Source organism: Nocardia sp. CA-129566, assembly GCF_050956075.1.
Taxonomy (GTDB): domain Bacteria; phylum Actinomycetota; class Actinomycetes; order Mycobacteriales; family Mycobacteriaceae; genus Nocardia.
The window spans coordinates 9,205,330-9,220,420 of the sequence record NZ_CP192085.1; the positions used below are offsets into that span (position 1 = coordinate 9,205,330).

Below are 15,091 nucleotides of genomic sequence, written 5' to 3' on the forward strand. Positions count from 1 at the left end.
TGTGCGGTGCACAGCTCACCTGCGTGGCGGCCCCGGGATCCGACTCACGAGGCGCGGTGACGACCCGACCTGCGGGACGGGCGGACGCCGTGAAAGCGGGCGCCGCGGGGAGTCTCGGGGATCGGGGCGGCGCCCGCCGATTCGAAGAGAGCCGCGATGCCGTGGTCATGGCCCAGCGCGATCGCCTCCAGACCGTAATTGCCATTGGTGCGAGCCAACTCGTGCAGCATCGTGGTCATGATGCGCAGGCCGGTGGCGCCGACCGGATGACCGAGCGCGATCGCCGAACCGTTGACGTTGAGCCGCTCACGCGGATCCAGCTCCCATTCCCGTGCCAGCGCAAGCACTTCCACCGCGAAACCCTCATTGACCTCGATCAGATCGAGATCGTCGAGGGTGAATCCGGTGCGGCCGAGCAGTTTGGCGACGGCGGGGGCGGCGCCGAGAGTCGCAGTGTCCGAATCACATCCGGCCGCGGCCCAGCCGACCACATAGGCCATCGGCACCAGGCCGAGCTCGTCGAGCCGGTCCTCGGCCACGACCAGGCAGGCCGAAGCACCGTGGCGATGTGAACTCATATTGCCCTCGGTGACCACACCGCTGGAAATCAGCGGGCGCAGTGCTGCCAAGGTACGGGTGGAGACGTCCTCGCGCACACCTTCGTCGCGCATGATCCGATGGCGCACAGCGGTATCGAATTCGGTCCAGTCCCCGGGATCGTCGATGACCCCGACCGGGATCACCTCGGCGGAGAAGGTGCCCTGCCGCCAGGCGCGGGCGGCCTTGCGATGGCTCGCGACGGCGAACTCGTCGGCCGCTTCCCGGCTGATGCCGTAGTAGCGGGCCAGCTCTTCGGCATTCGCCAGATCGCCGGTCTGGTACGGATCGCCATGGCGGGTCGACAAGCAATCGCTGGCGGCCGAACATTCGACCCCACCGGCGACCACCACATCGGCCGCACCGGTCTGCACCATCATCGCCGCGGTGATCACCGCCTGCAGACCACTGCCACAGCGACGGTCGGTCAGGAATCCGGGCACCGCGAACGGCAGTCCGGCAACACGAGCGGCCAGCCTGCTCAGCTCAGGGGCGCTGGCTCGGTTGTCGACACTGGCCATCGCGACATCCTCGATGCGCAGCGGATCGATGCCCGCGCGTGCGATCACCGCCGAAAGGACGGTCGAGGCCAGCCATTCCGGCGGCATTCCGGACAGTGCGCCACCCGCGATCCCGCTCGGGGTCCGGACCGGCGCCACGATCGCGGCTCTCCTCATCTGGGTTACTCCTTCCCCCGGCAAAGCTGTGTCCGCCTGCGGCGGGGATGGCATCAGCGCACGTCAGCGGGTGATTTCCAGAAAAGGTGACCACACGTTTGTTGCCGCCGCGTGACGTTCGTACGGCCGAAAAATCGACCGCCGGTTTCCTTGCGGGCGGCCCCGCTCGAATCATGTTCTGTTTTAGGAGAGTTCGGGGGCTTCGCGGTCCGTTCGCCACGGCCCGCGGTAGGTAAACCTGGATCGAATGTGGCGGAAATCACGGACCTGAGGGTGGGTCATGTTTGGCGGGACGCCGCTGCGCGATAGCGAGGGTGTCGTATGGTGCTCAGCATCACATTCGATTGCGGAGGTCACGGGGACCGTCCGCACAGCAGATCAGCGAGGCATCCACCTGTGAGTGCCGCACCGACCGCCACCCCGGAAACGGGAACCGGCGTCTTCAGCAAGACCAGGGCCGCCATCTCCGCGCGCACACTGCGCACCGACCGATGGTGGATCCCACCGCTAACGACGGCCGTAGGACTGGCCGCCTTCGTCCTCTACGCGACGATCAGATCGTATGTGCGAACGGCATATTGGGTAGACGACTACCACTACCTGACGCCGTTCTACTCACCGTGTGTGAGCACCGACTGCGTCGAGGGCGCGCGTCACTTCGGCGCCTGGTTCGGCCATATCCCCGCGATCCTGCCACTGGGCTTCCTGGTGCTGCCGTTCCTGCTGGGATTCCGGCTGACCTGCTACTACTACCGCAAGGCCTACTACCGCGCGGTGTGGTTCTCCCCGCCCGCCTGCGCGGTCGCCGAACCGCACGCCAAATACACCGGCGAGACCAAGCTGCCGCTGATCATCCAGAACGCGCACCGCTATTTCTTCTATGTGGCCGTACTGGTTTCACTGGTCAACACCTGGGACGCGATCTACGCGTTCCACGGCAAGACCGGCGGGTTCGGCTTCGGTCTCGGCAATATCGTGCTGCTCGGCAACGTGATCCTGCTCTGGGCCTACACCCTGTCCTGCCATTCCTGCAGGCACATCATGGGCGGCAAGCTCAAGCACTTCTCCGCGCATCCGGTGCGGTACTGGTTCTGGACCCAGGTCTCCAAGCTCAACACCCGCCATATGGCGCTGGCCTGGACCACCCTCGGCACGCTGGTGCTGACCGACTTCTACGTGATGTTGGTTGCCAGCGACACGATTTCGGATCTGCGGTTCATCAACTAACCGCCCTCACAAACCAGGAGTTTCGCGGCCATGCCAGAAGTGGAACGGCACAAATACGACGTCGTCGTCATCGGTGCCGGTGGCGCCGGACTGCGCGCGGTGATCGAAGCACGCGAACACGGTCTGTCCGTCGCGGTGGTGTGCAAGTCATTGTTCGGCAAGGCGCACACCGTGATGGCCGAGGGCGGTTGCGCCGCCTCGATGGGTAATGCCAATGAAAAGGACAACTGGCAAACCCATTTCAAGGACACCATGCGCGGTGGCAAGTTCCTCAACAACTGGCGCATGGCCGAATTGCATGCCCAGGAGGCGCCCGACCGGGTGTGGGAGCTGGAAACCTATGGGGCGCTGTTCGATCGGACCGCCGACGGTCGGATCAGCCAGCGCAACTTCGGTGGCCACACCTACCCGCGGCTGGCGCACGTCGGCGACCGCACCGGACTCGAGATCATCCGGACCATGCAGCAGAAGATCGTTTCGCTGCAGCAGGAGGATTTCGCGGAGACCGGCGACTACGAGTCGCGCATCAAGGTTTTCGCCGAATGCACCATTACCGAATTGCTCAAGGACGGCGACCGGATCTCGGGCGCATTCGGCTATTGGCGCGAGTCCGGGCGGTTCGTCCTGTTCGAAACGCCCGCGGTAGTACTGGCGACCGGTGGCATCGGCAAGTCCTACAAGGTCACCTCCAACTCGTGGGAGTACACCGGCGACGGACACGCGCTGGCGCTGCGGGCGGGTGCGACGCTGATCAATATGGAATTCCTGCAGTTCCATCCGACCGGCATGGTCTGGCCGCCCAGTGTGAAGGGCATCCTCGTCACCGAGGGTGTGCGCGGCGACGGTGGGGTGCTGAAGAACACCGACGGCAAGCGCTTCATGTTCGAGTACATCCCGCCGGTCTTCAAGGGGCAGTACGCCGAAACCGAGGAAGAGGCCGATCAGTGGTTGCGCGACAACGACTCCGCGCGCCGCACCCCGGATCTGCTGCCCCGCGATGAAGTGGCCCGCGCCATCAACTCGGAGGTGAAGGCGGGACGCGGCACCGAACACGGTGGGGTGTACCTGGATATCGCCTCGCGCCTGCCCGCCGAGGAGATCCGGCGGCGACTGCCCTCGATGCACCATCAGTTCAAAGAGCTCGCGGATGTGGATATCACCAAGGAGCCGATGGAAGTCGGCCCGACATGCCACTACGTCATGGGCGGCATCGAGGTCGATCCGGATACCGGCGCGGCAACGGTGCCCGGATTGTTCGCCGCGGGTGAGTGTTCGGGCGGTATGCACGGCTCGAACCGGCTCGGCGGCAATTCACTGTCGGACCTGCTGGTCTTCGGTCGGCGGGCCGGACTCGGCGCGGCGACCTACGTCGAGGAGCTGTCCGAGCGGCCAACGGTATCCGACACCGATATCGCGGCGGCCGCGAAAGGCGCGGTGGCGCCCTTCGATCCGCCTGCCGAAGGGACGGGGGAGAACCCGTACACCCTGCACACCGATCTGCAGCAGGCCATGAACGATCTGGTCGGCATCATCCGCAAGGAACACGAATTGCAGGAGGCCATCACGCGCCTCGCCGACCTGCGCAAACGCTTCGACAGTGTGACGGTGGAGGGGCATCGGCAGTTCAACCCGGGCTGGCATCTCGCCCTCGACCTGCGCAATATGCTGCTGATCAGCGAATGTGTCTCACAGGCAGCGCTTTTGCGCACCGAGAGCCGGGGCGGACACACCCGCGATGACTTCCCGGCCATGGATGCGGCCTGGCGCAACAAGCTGCTGGTGTGCTCGATCGATTCCGCCGACGCGGACGGACCGGTGCCGGGCGTTCGGGTCGTGGCAGAGGACCAGATCCCGATGCGGGCCGACCTGCTCTCGCTCTTCGATCTCGGTGAGCTCGAAAAGTATTACAACCCAGCCGAACTCGCCTCCCATCCGGCAAGTTCGATTTCAGCCACGGAAGGCGAGGCGTAGGGAAAATGGGTTATGACGCCGAATTCCGCGTGTGGCGCGGCGATATCGACGGCGGTGAACTGCAGGACTTCACCGTCGAGGTGAACGAGGGTGAGGTGGTGCTCGACATCATCCACCGGCTGCAGGCCACCCAGGCGCCCGATCTAGCGGTGCGGTGGAATTGCAAAGCGGGCAAATGCGGTTCGTGTTCGGCCGAGGTGAACGGTCGGCCGCGGCTGCTGTGTATGACCCGGATGTCGACGTTCCAGCCGGATGAACTGATCACCGTCACGCCGATGCGCACCTTCCCGGTGATCCGGGATCTGGTGACCGACGTGTCGTTCAACTACCAGAAGGCAAGGGAGATCCCGTCCTTCACGCCGCCGGACGATCTCAAGCCCGGCGACTACCGGATGCAGCAGGTCGATGTGGAGCGCTCCCAGGAGTTCCGCAAGTGCATCGAATGCTTCCTGTGCCAGAACACCTGTCACGTGGTCCGTGACCACGAGGAGAACAAGGAAGCCTTCGCCGGTCCGCGCTTCCTGATGCGGATCGCCGAGTTGGAGATGCATCCGCTCGATGTGGCCGACCGCCGCAATCTGGCGCAGGACGAGCAGGGACTCGGACTCTGCAATATCACCAAATGCTGCACCGAGGTCTGCCCGGAACACATCAAGATCACCGATAACGCCCTGATTCCGATGAAGGAACGGGTGGCGGACACGAAGTACGATCCGCTGGTCTGGTTGGGCAACAAGCTCTTCCGGCGCTGACCCGCCCTTTCGACCACCGGCCGGGATCTGATGCCCGGCCGGTCGGCGCACCCTTTATAGCAACGCGACGACTCCGACGGCGACCATCCACACCAGCATGCCGACGAACAGCGATGACAGGAATGAGCCGGTGAGGACGAAGACCCCCACCGCCGACACCGCGAAAAGCAGTGCCACGATCAGCCATTCCACCCAATCGCCCGGACGCAATTTCTTGTACCGGGGATGGGAACTCTTGAGCCCACGGTCCACAAGTTGTTGTCTACCCGTAATTGCCGTCGGCAAACACACTTTCGTTGTCGAATCTGCACTGTTTCGTGATCTTCCCGATCACATCTGATCATGGTGCATCGAGCCCACCGCACGGCTCTGCCGTCACGTGACTCGGCCCGGCGGGCTATCCGCCGGGCCGGTCGAACTATTCGGGCCGGTCGAACTCACCATCGTGCACACCCGCGGTGAAGGCGGCCCATTCACCGGGCGTGAAGACCAGGACCGGCCCATCGGGATTCTTACCGTCGCGCAGTGCGACGTGCCCCTCCGCTAGCAACGCCACCTCCACGCTGTCCTTTCCGGTGCCAGCACCGGCCTTGCGCCAGATAGCGTCGGACAGATCCACATTCGCGCCCTTGTTGATGCTCACGCCTCGCAACTCCCTCAGAACTCGCCACCCGCCACACCGGCGGTGAAGGCATCCCATGCGCCCGGGGTGAAGACCAGGGCGGGTCCACTCGGATTCTTGCTGTCGCGTAGGCCGACCCGACCGCCGTCGAGGAAGGCGACCTCTACGCAGTCCTTACCCGCGCCGCTGCGGGTGCTCTTGAACCACTGCGCGCCAACCAGATCCAAACTCATGCCGCATACTCCTTCGCTACCTGCCGTAGCAGATGTCTGCTGGGTTGAATATCCAGCGCACTGCGCTGGAGGCACTCGTGCGCACGATCGTACCGCCGTACATCAGCATGTCTTTCGAGGTAGAGATCCCCCGTGAAGCCCTCGGCGTACACCACAGGCGGCTCGACCGGCTGGCCCTTGCTATCGGTTCCGAACCCCAGAACCGTGAACGGTCCGGTGGAGACCCCGAGTGGAACACCGGCCGCGAACGGCAGGATACGCAGGCAGATATTGGGTTGGGTACTGATATCGGCAAGATGACGTAGCTGCGCCGCCATCACTTTGGCGCCACCGACCACCCGGCGCAGGACCGATTCGTGCAACACTACATCCACCGTCGCCGGTGCGGCCTTGCGGGTGATCAATGCCTGGCGCTGCAACCGCAATTGGACGCGGCGTTCGATCTCGGCATCCGAATCGTCTGGATAGCCAAGTCGATTCAGGGCTCGAGCATAGTCGGCGATCTGGAGCAGGCCGAGTACGAGTTCGGATTGGTAGGAGTTGAGTCGCTGGGCCGATGCCTCCAATCCGACGTAGACGTCGAAGTTCTCCGGGATGAGGTCGCCGTAGGCGTGCCACCAGCTCTTGACCGCGGCCTGCTGGGCCAGGCCCTTCAGGCCGTCGGACAATTGGTCCGGGATGCCGTAGATGCGGCACAGCTCTTGGATATCGATGGTGCGTATGCGGTCTGCCTGGCCTTTTTCCAAGCGCTGCAAGGTGCTTGCGCCCCACTCCATGAGCCGGGACGCTTCGGCGATGGTGAGGCCCGACTGGGTGCGCCAGTCCCGAAGATATCTGCCGAGTTGGCGTCTGGGTAGGGTGGAGGCGGCGTTGTCGGGGGATAGTCGGTCCGAAGGTTCGGTCCCCTGTGAGGCATCCCGGGAACTGTCTGACCGTCTTGCCGAACTCGCTGACACAGCACGCTCCGTTCTGTATTCAATTGCGATGTTCGCGGGTCCCTACGTCATGACGCAGGCTTCCGCCTCCGCACCCACGGCGCACACCGCGGGCTCGGATACAGACCCAAAGGTTTGCTCCGAGGCGACCCCACAAGCTCGGTTCCCCGTCACTTCGCTTGGGCAGAGGGTTCTTTCGTCCACTATGGAGAATCCTCCCTTCCCGGTTGGGTTTTGTGCTGGGAATTCGCGCCAAATCTTTGGATATCCACCAAGGACGTCGTTCGTGACATGTCACGGTGGTGTGCTGGGAATGTGCCCGGAGTGAATACGCGTCATTCCCCTCCTTTGGTGAAGCTCCGGGCACACACCGTATTCAATGGCGACGTTCGCGGCGCCCTCCGTGGTCACGCAAGCTACCGCCGCCGGGCGCGTCGCGAGCGTCGCAGTAATCGCACGTAGGAACGAGGAGTCATGGCTGTAAGTGTCATAGCGTCGTCGTTGATGACCAGCGATTTGACCCCGCATCGGGCCCGCAGCGTCGGACACCAGAGCTGGGTGGTTTCCTATTTGCCCGGACGCACACTGACTTGCGCCCAAGCGGTGGCCGCACTGCAGGTTGCTGAGGTGGTGCCAGCGCTGCTCGGCGCGGTCGGCAATCTCGCCGAAGGGATCGGACTCACCCCGCTCGAGGCATTGGGGATGGCGATCCAGCAGGCCCCGTGGGACGACGGGCCCGTCTCCCGATACAGCCGACATGTCCGCTCGGTGCGCCGCCGGGCGGAGGTGGCCTGATGCAACTCACCAACCTGAATATGCATGTCGCCTCGCTCCTAGCCTGTGGCAACGACCCTGGTGTGCTGACGACCGAACAAGCCCACGCCGCAATGCAATTGCATATCGACTGCACCGTCGACCGGTGCCGGGTCCGCCGCGCGGCCCGCACGACACTGGTCGAGGCGGGCAAATGCGTGTTGGACGAGCGCGCGCTGCCCTTATGAGCGCCGCCGAGCCGACAGCCATCGTCTCGACCACACGCCAGCCCGGCGTTCCGGCTGTGCTGCTGGACTGCCTTCGAGTCCTACGGTGGGTGACCGCCGAATCGGTGGCCCATCATCGGCACGTCGGCGACCGTACGGCGGATGGTCTGCCGAAAGATGTTGTCCGGCAACAGACCCGGTCAGTGCCAGGTGTGATCGGTGAGCGGGGTGCGCGGGCCGAACTTCGGCTTGTGCGCGTAACCGCTGATCTCCAGCAGGCGGACGGCCCGATAGCGGTGTGGCCGTAGCGGTTCCAGATATTCGACCATCGCGGCATCGTCGATGGGCTCACCGAGCAGGGTCCAGCCGACGATGGCCGCGAGGTGGTAGTCGCCGACCGAGAGGGCATCGGCATCGCCGAAGGCACGCTGGCCGATCTCGGCCGCGGTCCATACACCGATTCCGGGCACCGTCCGCAGGCGCCGCGCGGCCACCGCGGGTTCCTCGGCGGCCGCCCGCTCCAGCGCATCCGCCAGCCGGGCCGCGCGCACAATGGTCTGCGCGCGCTGCGGCCCGACATTGGCGCGATGCCAGGTCCAGGACGGGATCCGGCGCCAGGTATCGGCATCGGGCGGCAGCAGCAATCCGGTGGGAGCTGGCCCCGGCGCGGGCGAACCGAACTGCCGCACCAGTTTTCGCCAGGACGCGCGGGCCGAGACGGTATGCACCTTCTGTTCGAGTACCGCGGGCACCAATGCCTCGAAGACCAGGCCGGTGCGCAGCATCCGCAGTCCGGGGAAGCGGCGGTGTGCGTCGACGATCTTCGGATGTTCCGGGGCGAAATCGGACAGATCCTCGTCCAGGCACAGCATGTGGTCGAGGCCATCGAGGAATTCGGCCGCGCCGGGACCCCAGGCGCGGGCGTCGACCGCATGACTACCGGCTTGGGCGAGACGGTAGGTGACCGGACCGGTCGGCATCCGGGAGGCATGCCAGTGCGCACCGTCGGGGGTGATCTGGTGACACGGGTCACCGCGACCGCGGGACAGCGGCGCGAGGGTCGGCGCGAGGTCGATCGGGCCCTCGGCGGTGACCGTCCTGGTCGGACCGGACCGGCTCCGGTCCGGTTCGGCCGTCTGATTGCGCACCGACTCATTGTGCCCGCAGGCCCTGCGCGCGGTCCTCGCGCCCACCGTTTGCGCATGCCGGAATGTTGCGTGGCTCACCGGAGTTCCGGCCCGAGTGTGCGATTCTTGATAGCGATTCGCCATAATCCCAGATGCTCCACTATTTTGTAACGCGACAAATAACTGCGGCGATATTGTTGCGTTCGGCAAACAGCTGGCAGTCGCCATAACGGAGGTTTCGAATGATCACCACTGTGCTCAACTGGTTGCTCAATGCCTGGGGTGCGGTTTCCGCGGGCAGCTCGGGTTACCAGATTCCGCCCGGCACCCTGCCGTTCGGCAGCTGACGCTCACTCGCCGAGCAGGAATTGCGCAAGGTGTAGCCCGCGGCGGCCGCTCAGCTGCGTCGCCTGGGTGCGACATGAGAAACCGTCCGCGATCAAGATCGAATCGTGGGCCGCATTCCGCAGCGCGGGGAGCAAGCCATTCTCGGCCACCGCGACCGAAATGTCGTAGTGCCCGGACTGCATTCCGAAGTTTCCCGCGAGGCCGCAACATCCGGTGACTTCGGTCACATTTGCACCCATGCTGGCTAATATTCGGCGATCGGTATCGAAGCCGAGTACGGCATGGTGATGACAATGCGGTTGGACCACCACGGATTGTCCGGTCCGCGGTCGCGGTCGCCAGTTCGGCTGTTCGGCGAGGAATTCCGCGAGGGTGCGCACGGCCGCGGCGGTCGCGGCCGCACGGGGGTCCTCCGGCAGCAGTTCCGGCAGGTCCGCGCGCAGCACGGCCGTGCACGACGGTTCGAGGCCGACGACAATGCCACCGCCGCGTACGTGCTCATCCAGTGCATTCAATGTGGCCCGCAGTCGGGCTCGGGCGCCATCGAGTTGACCGGTGCTGATCCAGGTCAGTCCGCAGCACACGCGCCGCTGTGGGATGCGCACGCGATAGCCGAGCGATTCGATCAATTCCACTGCGGCCAAGCCTATTTCGGGGTCGAAGACGTCGGTGAAGGTATCGACCCACAGCATGACCTCCCGAGGTGCGACACCCTGCGGGTGCGAGTCGTCCGCCGATGGCAGGCCGTCGGTCGACTCCGGCGATCGGGCGATATCGGTCGATGGGATTGCTGGCGCTCGACCGATCGCGGGCTGCGCCGCTCGCGGATGACTCGACGAATCCGCCTGCTCGTTCAGGCCACGCCAGATCCGGCGGAAATTGCGGTCCGCCAGCCTCGGCACCGCGCGGCGCGGATCCATTCCAGCGGCGCGCAAACCGATTCGGCGCAACCATCCGATATCCGCCGCTGCGTTTACCGCACGCGGCATCCGACTCATGGCAGCAAGCCAGCGCGGCAGCCAGCCCAGCGTGTAGTGATCCATCGGTCGCGGGCGATGCCGGTACCGGCGGTAAAGCGCCTCGGACTTATAGGTCGCTACATCGACCCCCGCCGGACAGTCCGAGCGACATGCCTTGCAGGACAGGCACAGATCCAGCGATTCGGCGACCGCCTCGGACGACCAGGGGAGTGCGCCGCGCACCACCTCCTGGAGCACCCGGGCCCGACCGCGGGTGCTGTCCTTCTCGTCGGCCGTGGCCAGATAGGACGGGCACATGAAACCACCGGTCGCCCGGGTATCGGCACGGCATTTGCCGACACCGACACAGCGATGTACGGCCGCGGCGAGATCACCGTTGTCCTGCGGAAACGCGAAACCACCGGCGCGTTCGATCGGACGCACACCGACCAGCCGCAGATCCGCATCGATCGGACGCGGGGCGACCAGTACGCCCGGATTCAATACCCCGTCCGGATCGAAAAGTGCCTTGTATCCGGCGAATACATCGAGTGCTTCCGGGGAGTACATGGCCGAGAGCAGTTGCGAGCGAGCTCGGCCGTCGCCGTGCTCGCCGGACAGTGATCCGCCATAGCGGACCACCAGTTCGGTCGCGTCACGCAGGAATGTCCGAAAGCGTTGCGGCGCATCGGCAATGGGCAGATCGAGCCGGACGTGGATACAGCCGTCGCCGATATGGCCGTAGAGCAGTCCGTCCACGCCGTGATCGCTGGTCAGCGCGGCGAAATCGCGCAGATACGCGCCGAGATGCCGCGGCGGGACGGCCGCGTCCTCCCAGCCCGGCCACGCCGGATGACCCGCCGGCGTGCGACCGGCCAACCCGGCCCCTTCGGCCCGGATCCGCCACAGTGCCGCGGCGACACCGGCATCGGTGACGATCTTGGCGTCGAGCGCACCGACGGTCCGGCAGAGCTTTTCGGCGGCGGCATATGCCTCGGCGGCGGTGTCGGCGGCGGATTCGACGAACAGCCAGCCGCTACCGCGCGGCAGTTCCGGTACGCCGCTGGTAGCGCCGCGGTGTACCCGCACGATATCGACCAGTCGCGCGTCGATGCCCTCGACCGCGATCGGATCACATGCCATCACGGCCGCGACATCGTCCGCGGCGCTGGCGATATCGGGATATCCGAGCACCGTGAGCACGGTGGCCCGAGGCAGCGGGACCAGAGCAACCGCGGCCTCGAGCAAAATCCCGCAGGTGCCCTCGCTGCCGACGAACGATTTGGCGACCGCCGAACCACGTTCCGGCAGTAGATGTTCGAGGCCATAGCCGGAGGCCTGCCGATCGAATCGGCCGAGTTCGGTGCGCAGCACGGCCAGACTCGCCCTGGTGAATTCGGGCAGCCCGGGGACTACCGACGGATCGTCCGCGAGCGTCCGCACCGCACCCGCCCCATCGAGAATGCGCAGCTCACGCACATTGTCCGAGGTGCGCCCCCACGCCACCGCATGCGGTCCGCACGCGTTGTTGCCGATCATCCCGCCGAGCGTGCACCGATTCTGCGTCGACGGATCGGGCCCGAACCGCAGCCCGTGCACCCCCGCCCGACGCTGTAGTTCCGAAAGGACGACACCCGGTTGGACCCGCGCCACCCGCTGCTCCGGGTCCACCTCGCGGACGGCATTCATATATCGACTGAAGTCGAGCACGATCCCCGGACCGACGGCATTGCCCGCCACCGAGGTTCCCGCGCCCCGCGCGGTAATCGACAGCCCGCTGTTTCTGGCGAACTCGACAGTGCGCGCCACATCCTCGTCCACGCGTGGGAAGACCACGGCGGTGGGGAGCACCCGATAGTTCGACGCATCCGAGGAGTACTCCGCGCGTCGGCGGGCGGACGCGTCGACCTCACCCGCGATCGTGCGCCGCAAGCCCTCGACCACCCACTCCTCGTCCACCCCGCCAGCCTATGCACGCCCGCACCACCACCGCGAGATCCGCGCGCTCATCGGGATCCGCACTTTTGCCGGATCGAAGTTTGCGCTGGTCGTGCCGAAATTCGGGCGCGAATTACGGCTCGCTACGACGCGATCCCTTCGAACTGCGGTGTGTCCGGCTCGATGCAATCGAGTGTGGGCGCGCACTCGCCGCACATTTTCAATGCTCAGTAACCGAGCTGCATACGGCAACGCCAAGTCCAGCGGCCTGACTGCCGGGCGCGACACCGGAATTGTCGGCCGCGCTTCCCTCGGCATTGATATCGCCGACGAGGTGCGCCGAGGCAGCTGGGGAAGTCGCCTTTAGTGGCGGTTTCAGCAGCTTTGGCGGTTCGGCGGTTCCGAGGCTTCAGCGGTTCCGAGGCTTCAGCGGCTCCGGCAGCTTCAGCAGCTCCGGCAGCTTCAGCAGCTCCGGCAGCTCCGGCAGCTCCGGCAGCTTCAGCGGCTCCGGCGGCTCCGGCAGCTTCAGCGGCTCCGGCGGCTCCGGCGGCTCCGGCGGCTCCGGCGGCTCCGGCGGCTCCGGCAGCTTCAGCAGCTCCGGCAGCTTCAGCGGCGTCAGCGGCTCCGGCGGCTTCAGCGCTTCTGCGCGACAGTCGATTCGGCGACAGGCTCCGTGCGGATTCTGCGTGAAGCCGTTTCGCTGTGCGCGGAATCGGGGCGGAATGGGCTTGCTCTCAACCAATGTTGAGGTCTTAATGTCGGTGCCCAGGAGTTCGATGGGTGGGGAGCGAGAGGGAGTACCAGGTGAGTATCGAATCGGTGGCGTGGAGCCAGATGTACCGACGGGCGAACGCGCCGCAGGAGCAGCGGCCGTTCCGGCTCGCGACGGCCGAGCGCATCCTGCGGTTCGCGGGGCCGCATCGCCGCCGGATCGGTGCGTTCTTGCTGTTCAGCGTGATATCCGCACTGCTGGCGGTGGCGACGCCGGTGCTGGCCGGTCGGGTTGTCGATGACATTGTCGGCGGGGCCGCGCCGCGAGTGGTCGTCATCCTCGCGATGGTGATCGGCGGGCTCGCGGTGGCCGATGCCGCACTCGGCCTGCTGATTCGCTGGCTGTCCTCGCGGATCGGTGAGGGGCTGATCCTGGATCTGCGGACGGCCGTCTTCGATCATGTGCAGAAGATGCCGGTCGCGTTCTTCACCCGGACCCGCACCGGTGCGCTGGTCAGCCGGTTGAACAGCGATGTGATCGGGGCGCAGCGCGCGTTCAGCGACACCCTCTCCGGTGTGGTCACGAACCTGGTGACCCTCGCGCTCACACTCGCCGTCATGGTCCGCATCTCCTGGCAGATCACCCTGCTCGCACTGGTGCTGCTGCCGGTATTCGTGGTTCCGGCGCGGCGGATGGGCAATCGGCTCGCCGGCATGCAGCGCGAGGCGGCCGGACTCAATGCGGCCATGAGCACCCAGATGACCGAGCGGTTCTCCGCACCGGGCGCGACCCTGGTGAAGCTGTTCGGGCGGCCACAGCAGGAGTCCGAGGAATTCGCGCTGCGGGCGCGTCGGGTGCGCGATATCGGGGTGCGCACGGCGATGCTGCAGACCGTCTTCGTCACCTCGCTGACCCTGGTTTCGGCGCTGGCGCTGGCCCTGGTCTACGGACTCGGCGGCTGGTACGCGCTGCGCGGCCAGCTGGATGCCGGTGCGGTGGTATCGCTTTCGCTGCTGCTGACCCGCCTCTACACCCCGTTGACCGCACTGGCCAGCGCCCGGATGGAGATCATGTCCGCGCTGGTGAGCTTCGAGCGGGTCTTCGAGGTGCTCGATCTGCGGCCGCTCATCGAGGACGCGCCCGATGCCGTCGCGGTGCCCGCGGGTCCGGTCGCGGTCGAGCTGGACGATGTCAGCTTCGGTTACCCCTCGGCCGACAAGGTGTCGCTGGCCTCGCTGGAGGATGTCGCGACGCTGGACACCCGCGGCGGGGTCGAGGTGCTGCACAATGTGTCGCTGCGGGCCGAACCCGGTCAGCTCGTCGCGCTGGTCGGCTCCTCGGGCGCCGGGAAATCCACGGTGGCCCAACTCGTTTCCCGGCTCTACGACGTCGACGGCGGTGCGGTGCGGCTGAACGGGACCGACGTGCGCGAACTGAGTACGACCTCGATCCGCGATACCGTCGGCCTGGTCACCCAGGACGGCCACCTATTCCACGACACGATTCGCGCCAACCTGCTGTTGGCCCGCCCGGAGGCGACAGAGGCGCAACTGTGGGATGCGTTGCAGCGAGCCCGACTGCGCGATCTCGTCGAATCACTGCAGGACGGTCTGGACACCGTCGTCGGCGAGCGCGGTTACCGTCTCTCCGGCGGTGAACGCCAGCGGTTGACCATCGCCCGGCTGCTGCTGAAGCAACCCCGCGTGGTGATTCTCGACGAGGCGACCGCATCGCTGGATTCGACCTCGGAAGCCGCTGTCCAAGAGGCGCTTTCGGAGGCGCTGGACGGTCGCACCGCACTGGTGATCGCCCACCGCCTGTCCACCATCCGCACCGCCGACCAGATCCTGGTCCTGGAGGACGGACGAATCGTGGAGCGCGGCACGCACACGCAACTGCTGGCCGCCGACGGCCGCTATGCGGAGCTGTACCGCACGCAGTTCGCGGAGGAACCGGTCACCGTCGCGGCCTGATTCGCGCTCACTGAAAAGCCCGGCTCGATCACATCGAGCC

The 15,091-nt window shown here is 65.9% G+C and carries 13 protein-coding genes and 1 pseudogene; 6 read left to right on the forward strand and 8 right to left on the reverse strand.

Translation table 11 applies throughout. From position 1 onward, the window contains the following. Nucleotides 1-44: 44 nt before the first annotated feature. A complete protein-coding gene (locus ACQP0C_RS41035) occupies nt 45-1,274 on the reverse strand; it encodes an acetyl-CoA C-acyltransferase (protein WP_433729192.1) in 1,230 nt (409 codons plus the stop codon). A 396-nt stretch (nt 1,275-1,670) separates the two neighbouring features. Between ACQP0C_RS41035 and ACQP0C_RS41040 the strand changes: the two genes are divergently transcribed. Genes ACQP0C_RS41040 through ACQP0C_RS41050 form a run of 3 tightly spaced genes read left to right on the forward strand, consistent with a single transcriptional unit; the run spans nt 1,671 to nt 5,224 of the window. Further along, the gene (locus tag ACQP0C_RS41040; RefSeq protein ID WP_433729194.1) at nt 1,671-2,501 is read left to right on the forward strand and encodes a hypothetical protein; all 831 of its coding nucleotides are present in this window, start codon (nt 1,671-1,673) and stop codon (nt 2,499-2,501) included. 30 nt (nt 2,502-2,531) lie between these two features. Beyond that, nucleotides 2,532-4,472, forward strand: coding sequence for a fumarate reductase/succinate dehydrogenase flavoprotein subunit (locus tag ACQP0C_RS41045; protein ID WP_433729196.1), 1,941 nt, complete (start codon nt 2,532-2,534; stop codon nt 4,470-4,472). A 5-nt stretch (nt 4,473-4,477) separates the two neighbouring features. Then, a complete protein-coding gene (locus ACQP0C_RS41050) occupies nt 4,478-5,224 on the forward strand; it encodes a succinate dehydrogenase/fumarate reductase iron-sulfur subunit (protein WP_433729198.1) in 747 nt (248 codons plus the stop codon). Nucleotides 5,225-5,278: 54 nt separating this feature from the next. Here the strand turns inward: ACQP0C_RS41050 and ACQP0C_RS41055 are convergent, their stop codons facing one another. The 4 genes and pseudogenes from ACQP0C_RS41055 to ACQP0C_RS41070 form a co-directional block, all read right to left on the reverse strand. After that, complete coding sequence (locus ACQP0C_RS41055) at nt 5,279-5,476, reverse strand: hypothetical protein (protein WP_433729200.1); 198 nt, start codon at nt 5,474-5,476, stop codon at nt 5,279-5,281. 166 nt (nt 5,477-5,642) lie between these two features. Then, entirely contained in the window at nt 5,643-5,867 is a 225-nt protein-coding gene (locus ACQP0C_RS41060) for a DUF397 domain-containing protein (RefSeq protein ID WP_433729202.1), read from the reverse strand. A gap of 14 nt (nt 5,868-5,881) precedes the next feature. Beyond that, on the reverse strand, nt 5,882-6,079 hold the full coding sequence (locus ACQP0C_RS41065) for a DUF397 domain-containing protein (protein WP_433729204.1): 198 nt from the start codon (nt 6,077-6,079) through the stop codon (nt 5,882-5,884). After that, a pseudogene (locus ACQP0C_RS41070) lies at nt 6,076-6,951 on the reverse strand (helix-turn-helix domain-containing protein); the annotation flags it as partial. The pseudogene ACQP0C_RS41070 and the gene ACQP0C_RS41065, both read right to left, overlap by 4 nt. A gap of 567 nt (nt 6,952-7,518) precedes the next feature. Between ACQP0C_RS41070 and ACQP0C_RS41075 the strand changes: the two are divergent. Then, nucleotides 7,519-7,809, forward strand: coding sequence for a hypothetical protein (locus ACQP0C_RS41075; RefSeq protein WP_433729206.1), 291 nt, complete (start codon nt 7,519-7,521; stop codon nt 7,807-7,809). Continuing rightward, complete coding sequence (locus ACQP0C_RS41080; RefSeq protein ID WP_433729208.1) at nt 7,809-8,015, forward strand: hypothetical protein; 207 nt, start codon at nt 7,809-7,811, stop codon at nt 8,013-8,015. The genes ACQP0C_RS41075 and ACQP0C_RS41080 overlap by 1 nt, the downstream gene beginning before the upstream one ends. A gap of 179 nt (nt 8,016-8,194) precedes the next feature. Here ACQP0C_RS41080 and ACQP0C_RS41085 read toward each other — a convergent pair whose 3' ends face one another. From ACQP0C_RS41085 to ACQP0C_RS41095, 3 genes are all read right to left on the reverse strand, one after another. Beyond that, on the reverse strand, nt 8,195-9,142 hold the full coding sequence (locus tag ACQP0C_RS41085; protein ID WP_433729210.1) for a DNA-3-methyladenine glycosylase family protein: 948 nt from the start codon (nt 9,140-9,142) through the stop codon (nt 8,195-8,197). 329 nt (nt 9,143-9,471) lie between these two features. Beyond that, on the reverse strand, nt 9,472-12,387 hold the full coding sequence (locus ACQP0C_RS41090; protein WP_433729212.1) for an FAD-binding and (Fe-S)-binding domain-containing protein: 2,916 nt from the start codon (nt 12,385-12,387) through the stop codon (nt 9,472-9,474). Between the two features lie 388 nt (nt 12,388-12,775). After that, the gene (locus ACQP0C_RS41095) at nt 12,776-13,108 is read right to left on the reverse strand and encodes a hypothetical protein (RefSeq protein ID WP_433729214.1); all 333 of its coding nucleotides are present in this window, start codon (nt 13,106-13,108) and stop codon (nt 12,776-12,778) included. A 62-nt stretch (nt 13,109-13,170) separates the two neighbouring features. Between ACQP0C_RS41095 and ACQP0C_RS41100 the strand changes: the two genes are divergently transcribed. After that, a complete protein-coding gene (locus ACQP0C_RS41100; protein WP_433729216.1) occupies nt 13,171-15,051 on the forward strand; it encodes an ABC transporter ATP-binding protein in 1,881 nt (626 codons plus the stop codon). Nucleotides 15,052-15,091 lie beyond the last annotated feature (40 nt).

Bases quoted from the DNA above. Each gene is read 5' to 3' on its own strand.
- ACQP0C_RS41035 (WP_433729192.1), bottom strand. From the start codon at position 1,274: ATGAGGAGAGCCGCGATCGTGGCGCCGGTCCGGACCCCGAGCGGGATC.
- ACQP0C_RS41045 (WP_433729196.1), top strand. From the start codon at position 2,532: ATGCCAGAAGTGGAACGGCACAAATACGACGTCGTCGTCATCGGTGCC.
- ACQP0C_RS41050 (WP_433729198.1), top strand. From the start codon at position 4,478: ATGGGTTATGACGCCGAATTCCGCGTGTGGCGCGGCGATATCGACGGC.
- ACQP0C_RS41065 (WP_433729204.1), bottom strand. From the start codon at position 6,079: ATGAGTTTGGATCTGGTTGGCGCGCAGTGGTTCAAGAGCACCCGCAGC.
- ACQP0C_RS41075 (WP_433729206.1), top strand. From the start codon at position 7,519: ATGACCAGCGATTTGACCCCGCATCGGGCCCGCAGCGTCGGACACCAG.
- ACQP0C_RS41080 (WP_433729208.1), top strand. From the start codon at position 7,809: ATGCAACTCACCAACCTGAATATGCATGTCGCCTCGCTCCTAGCCTGT.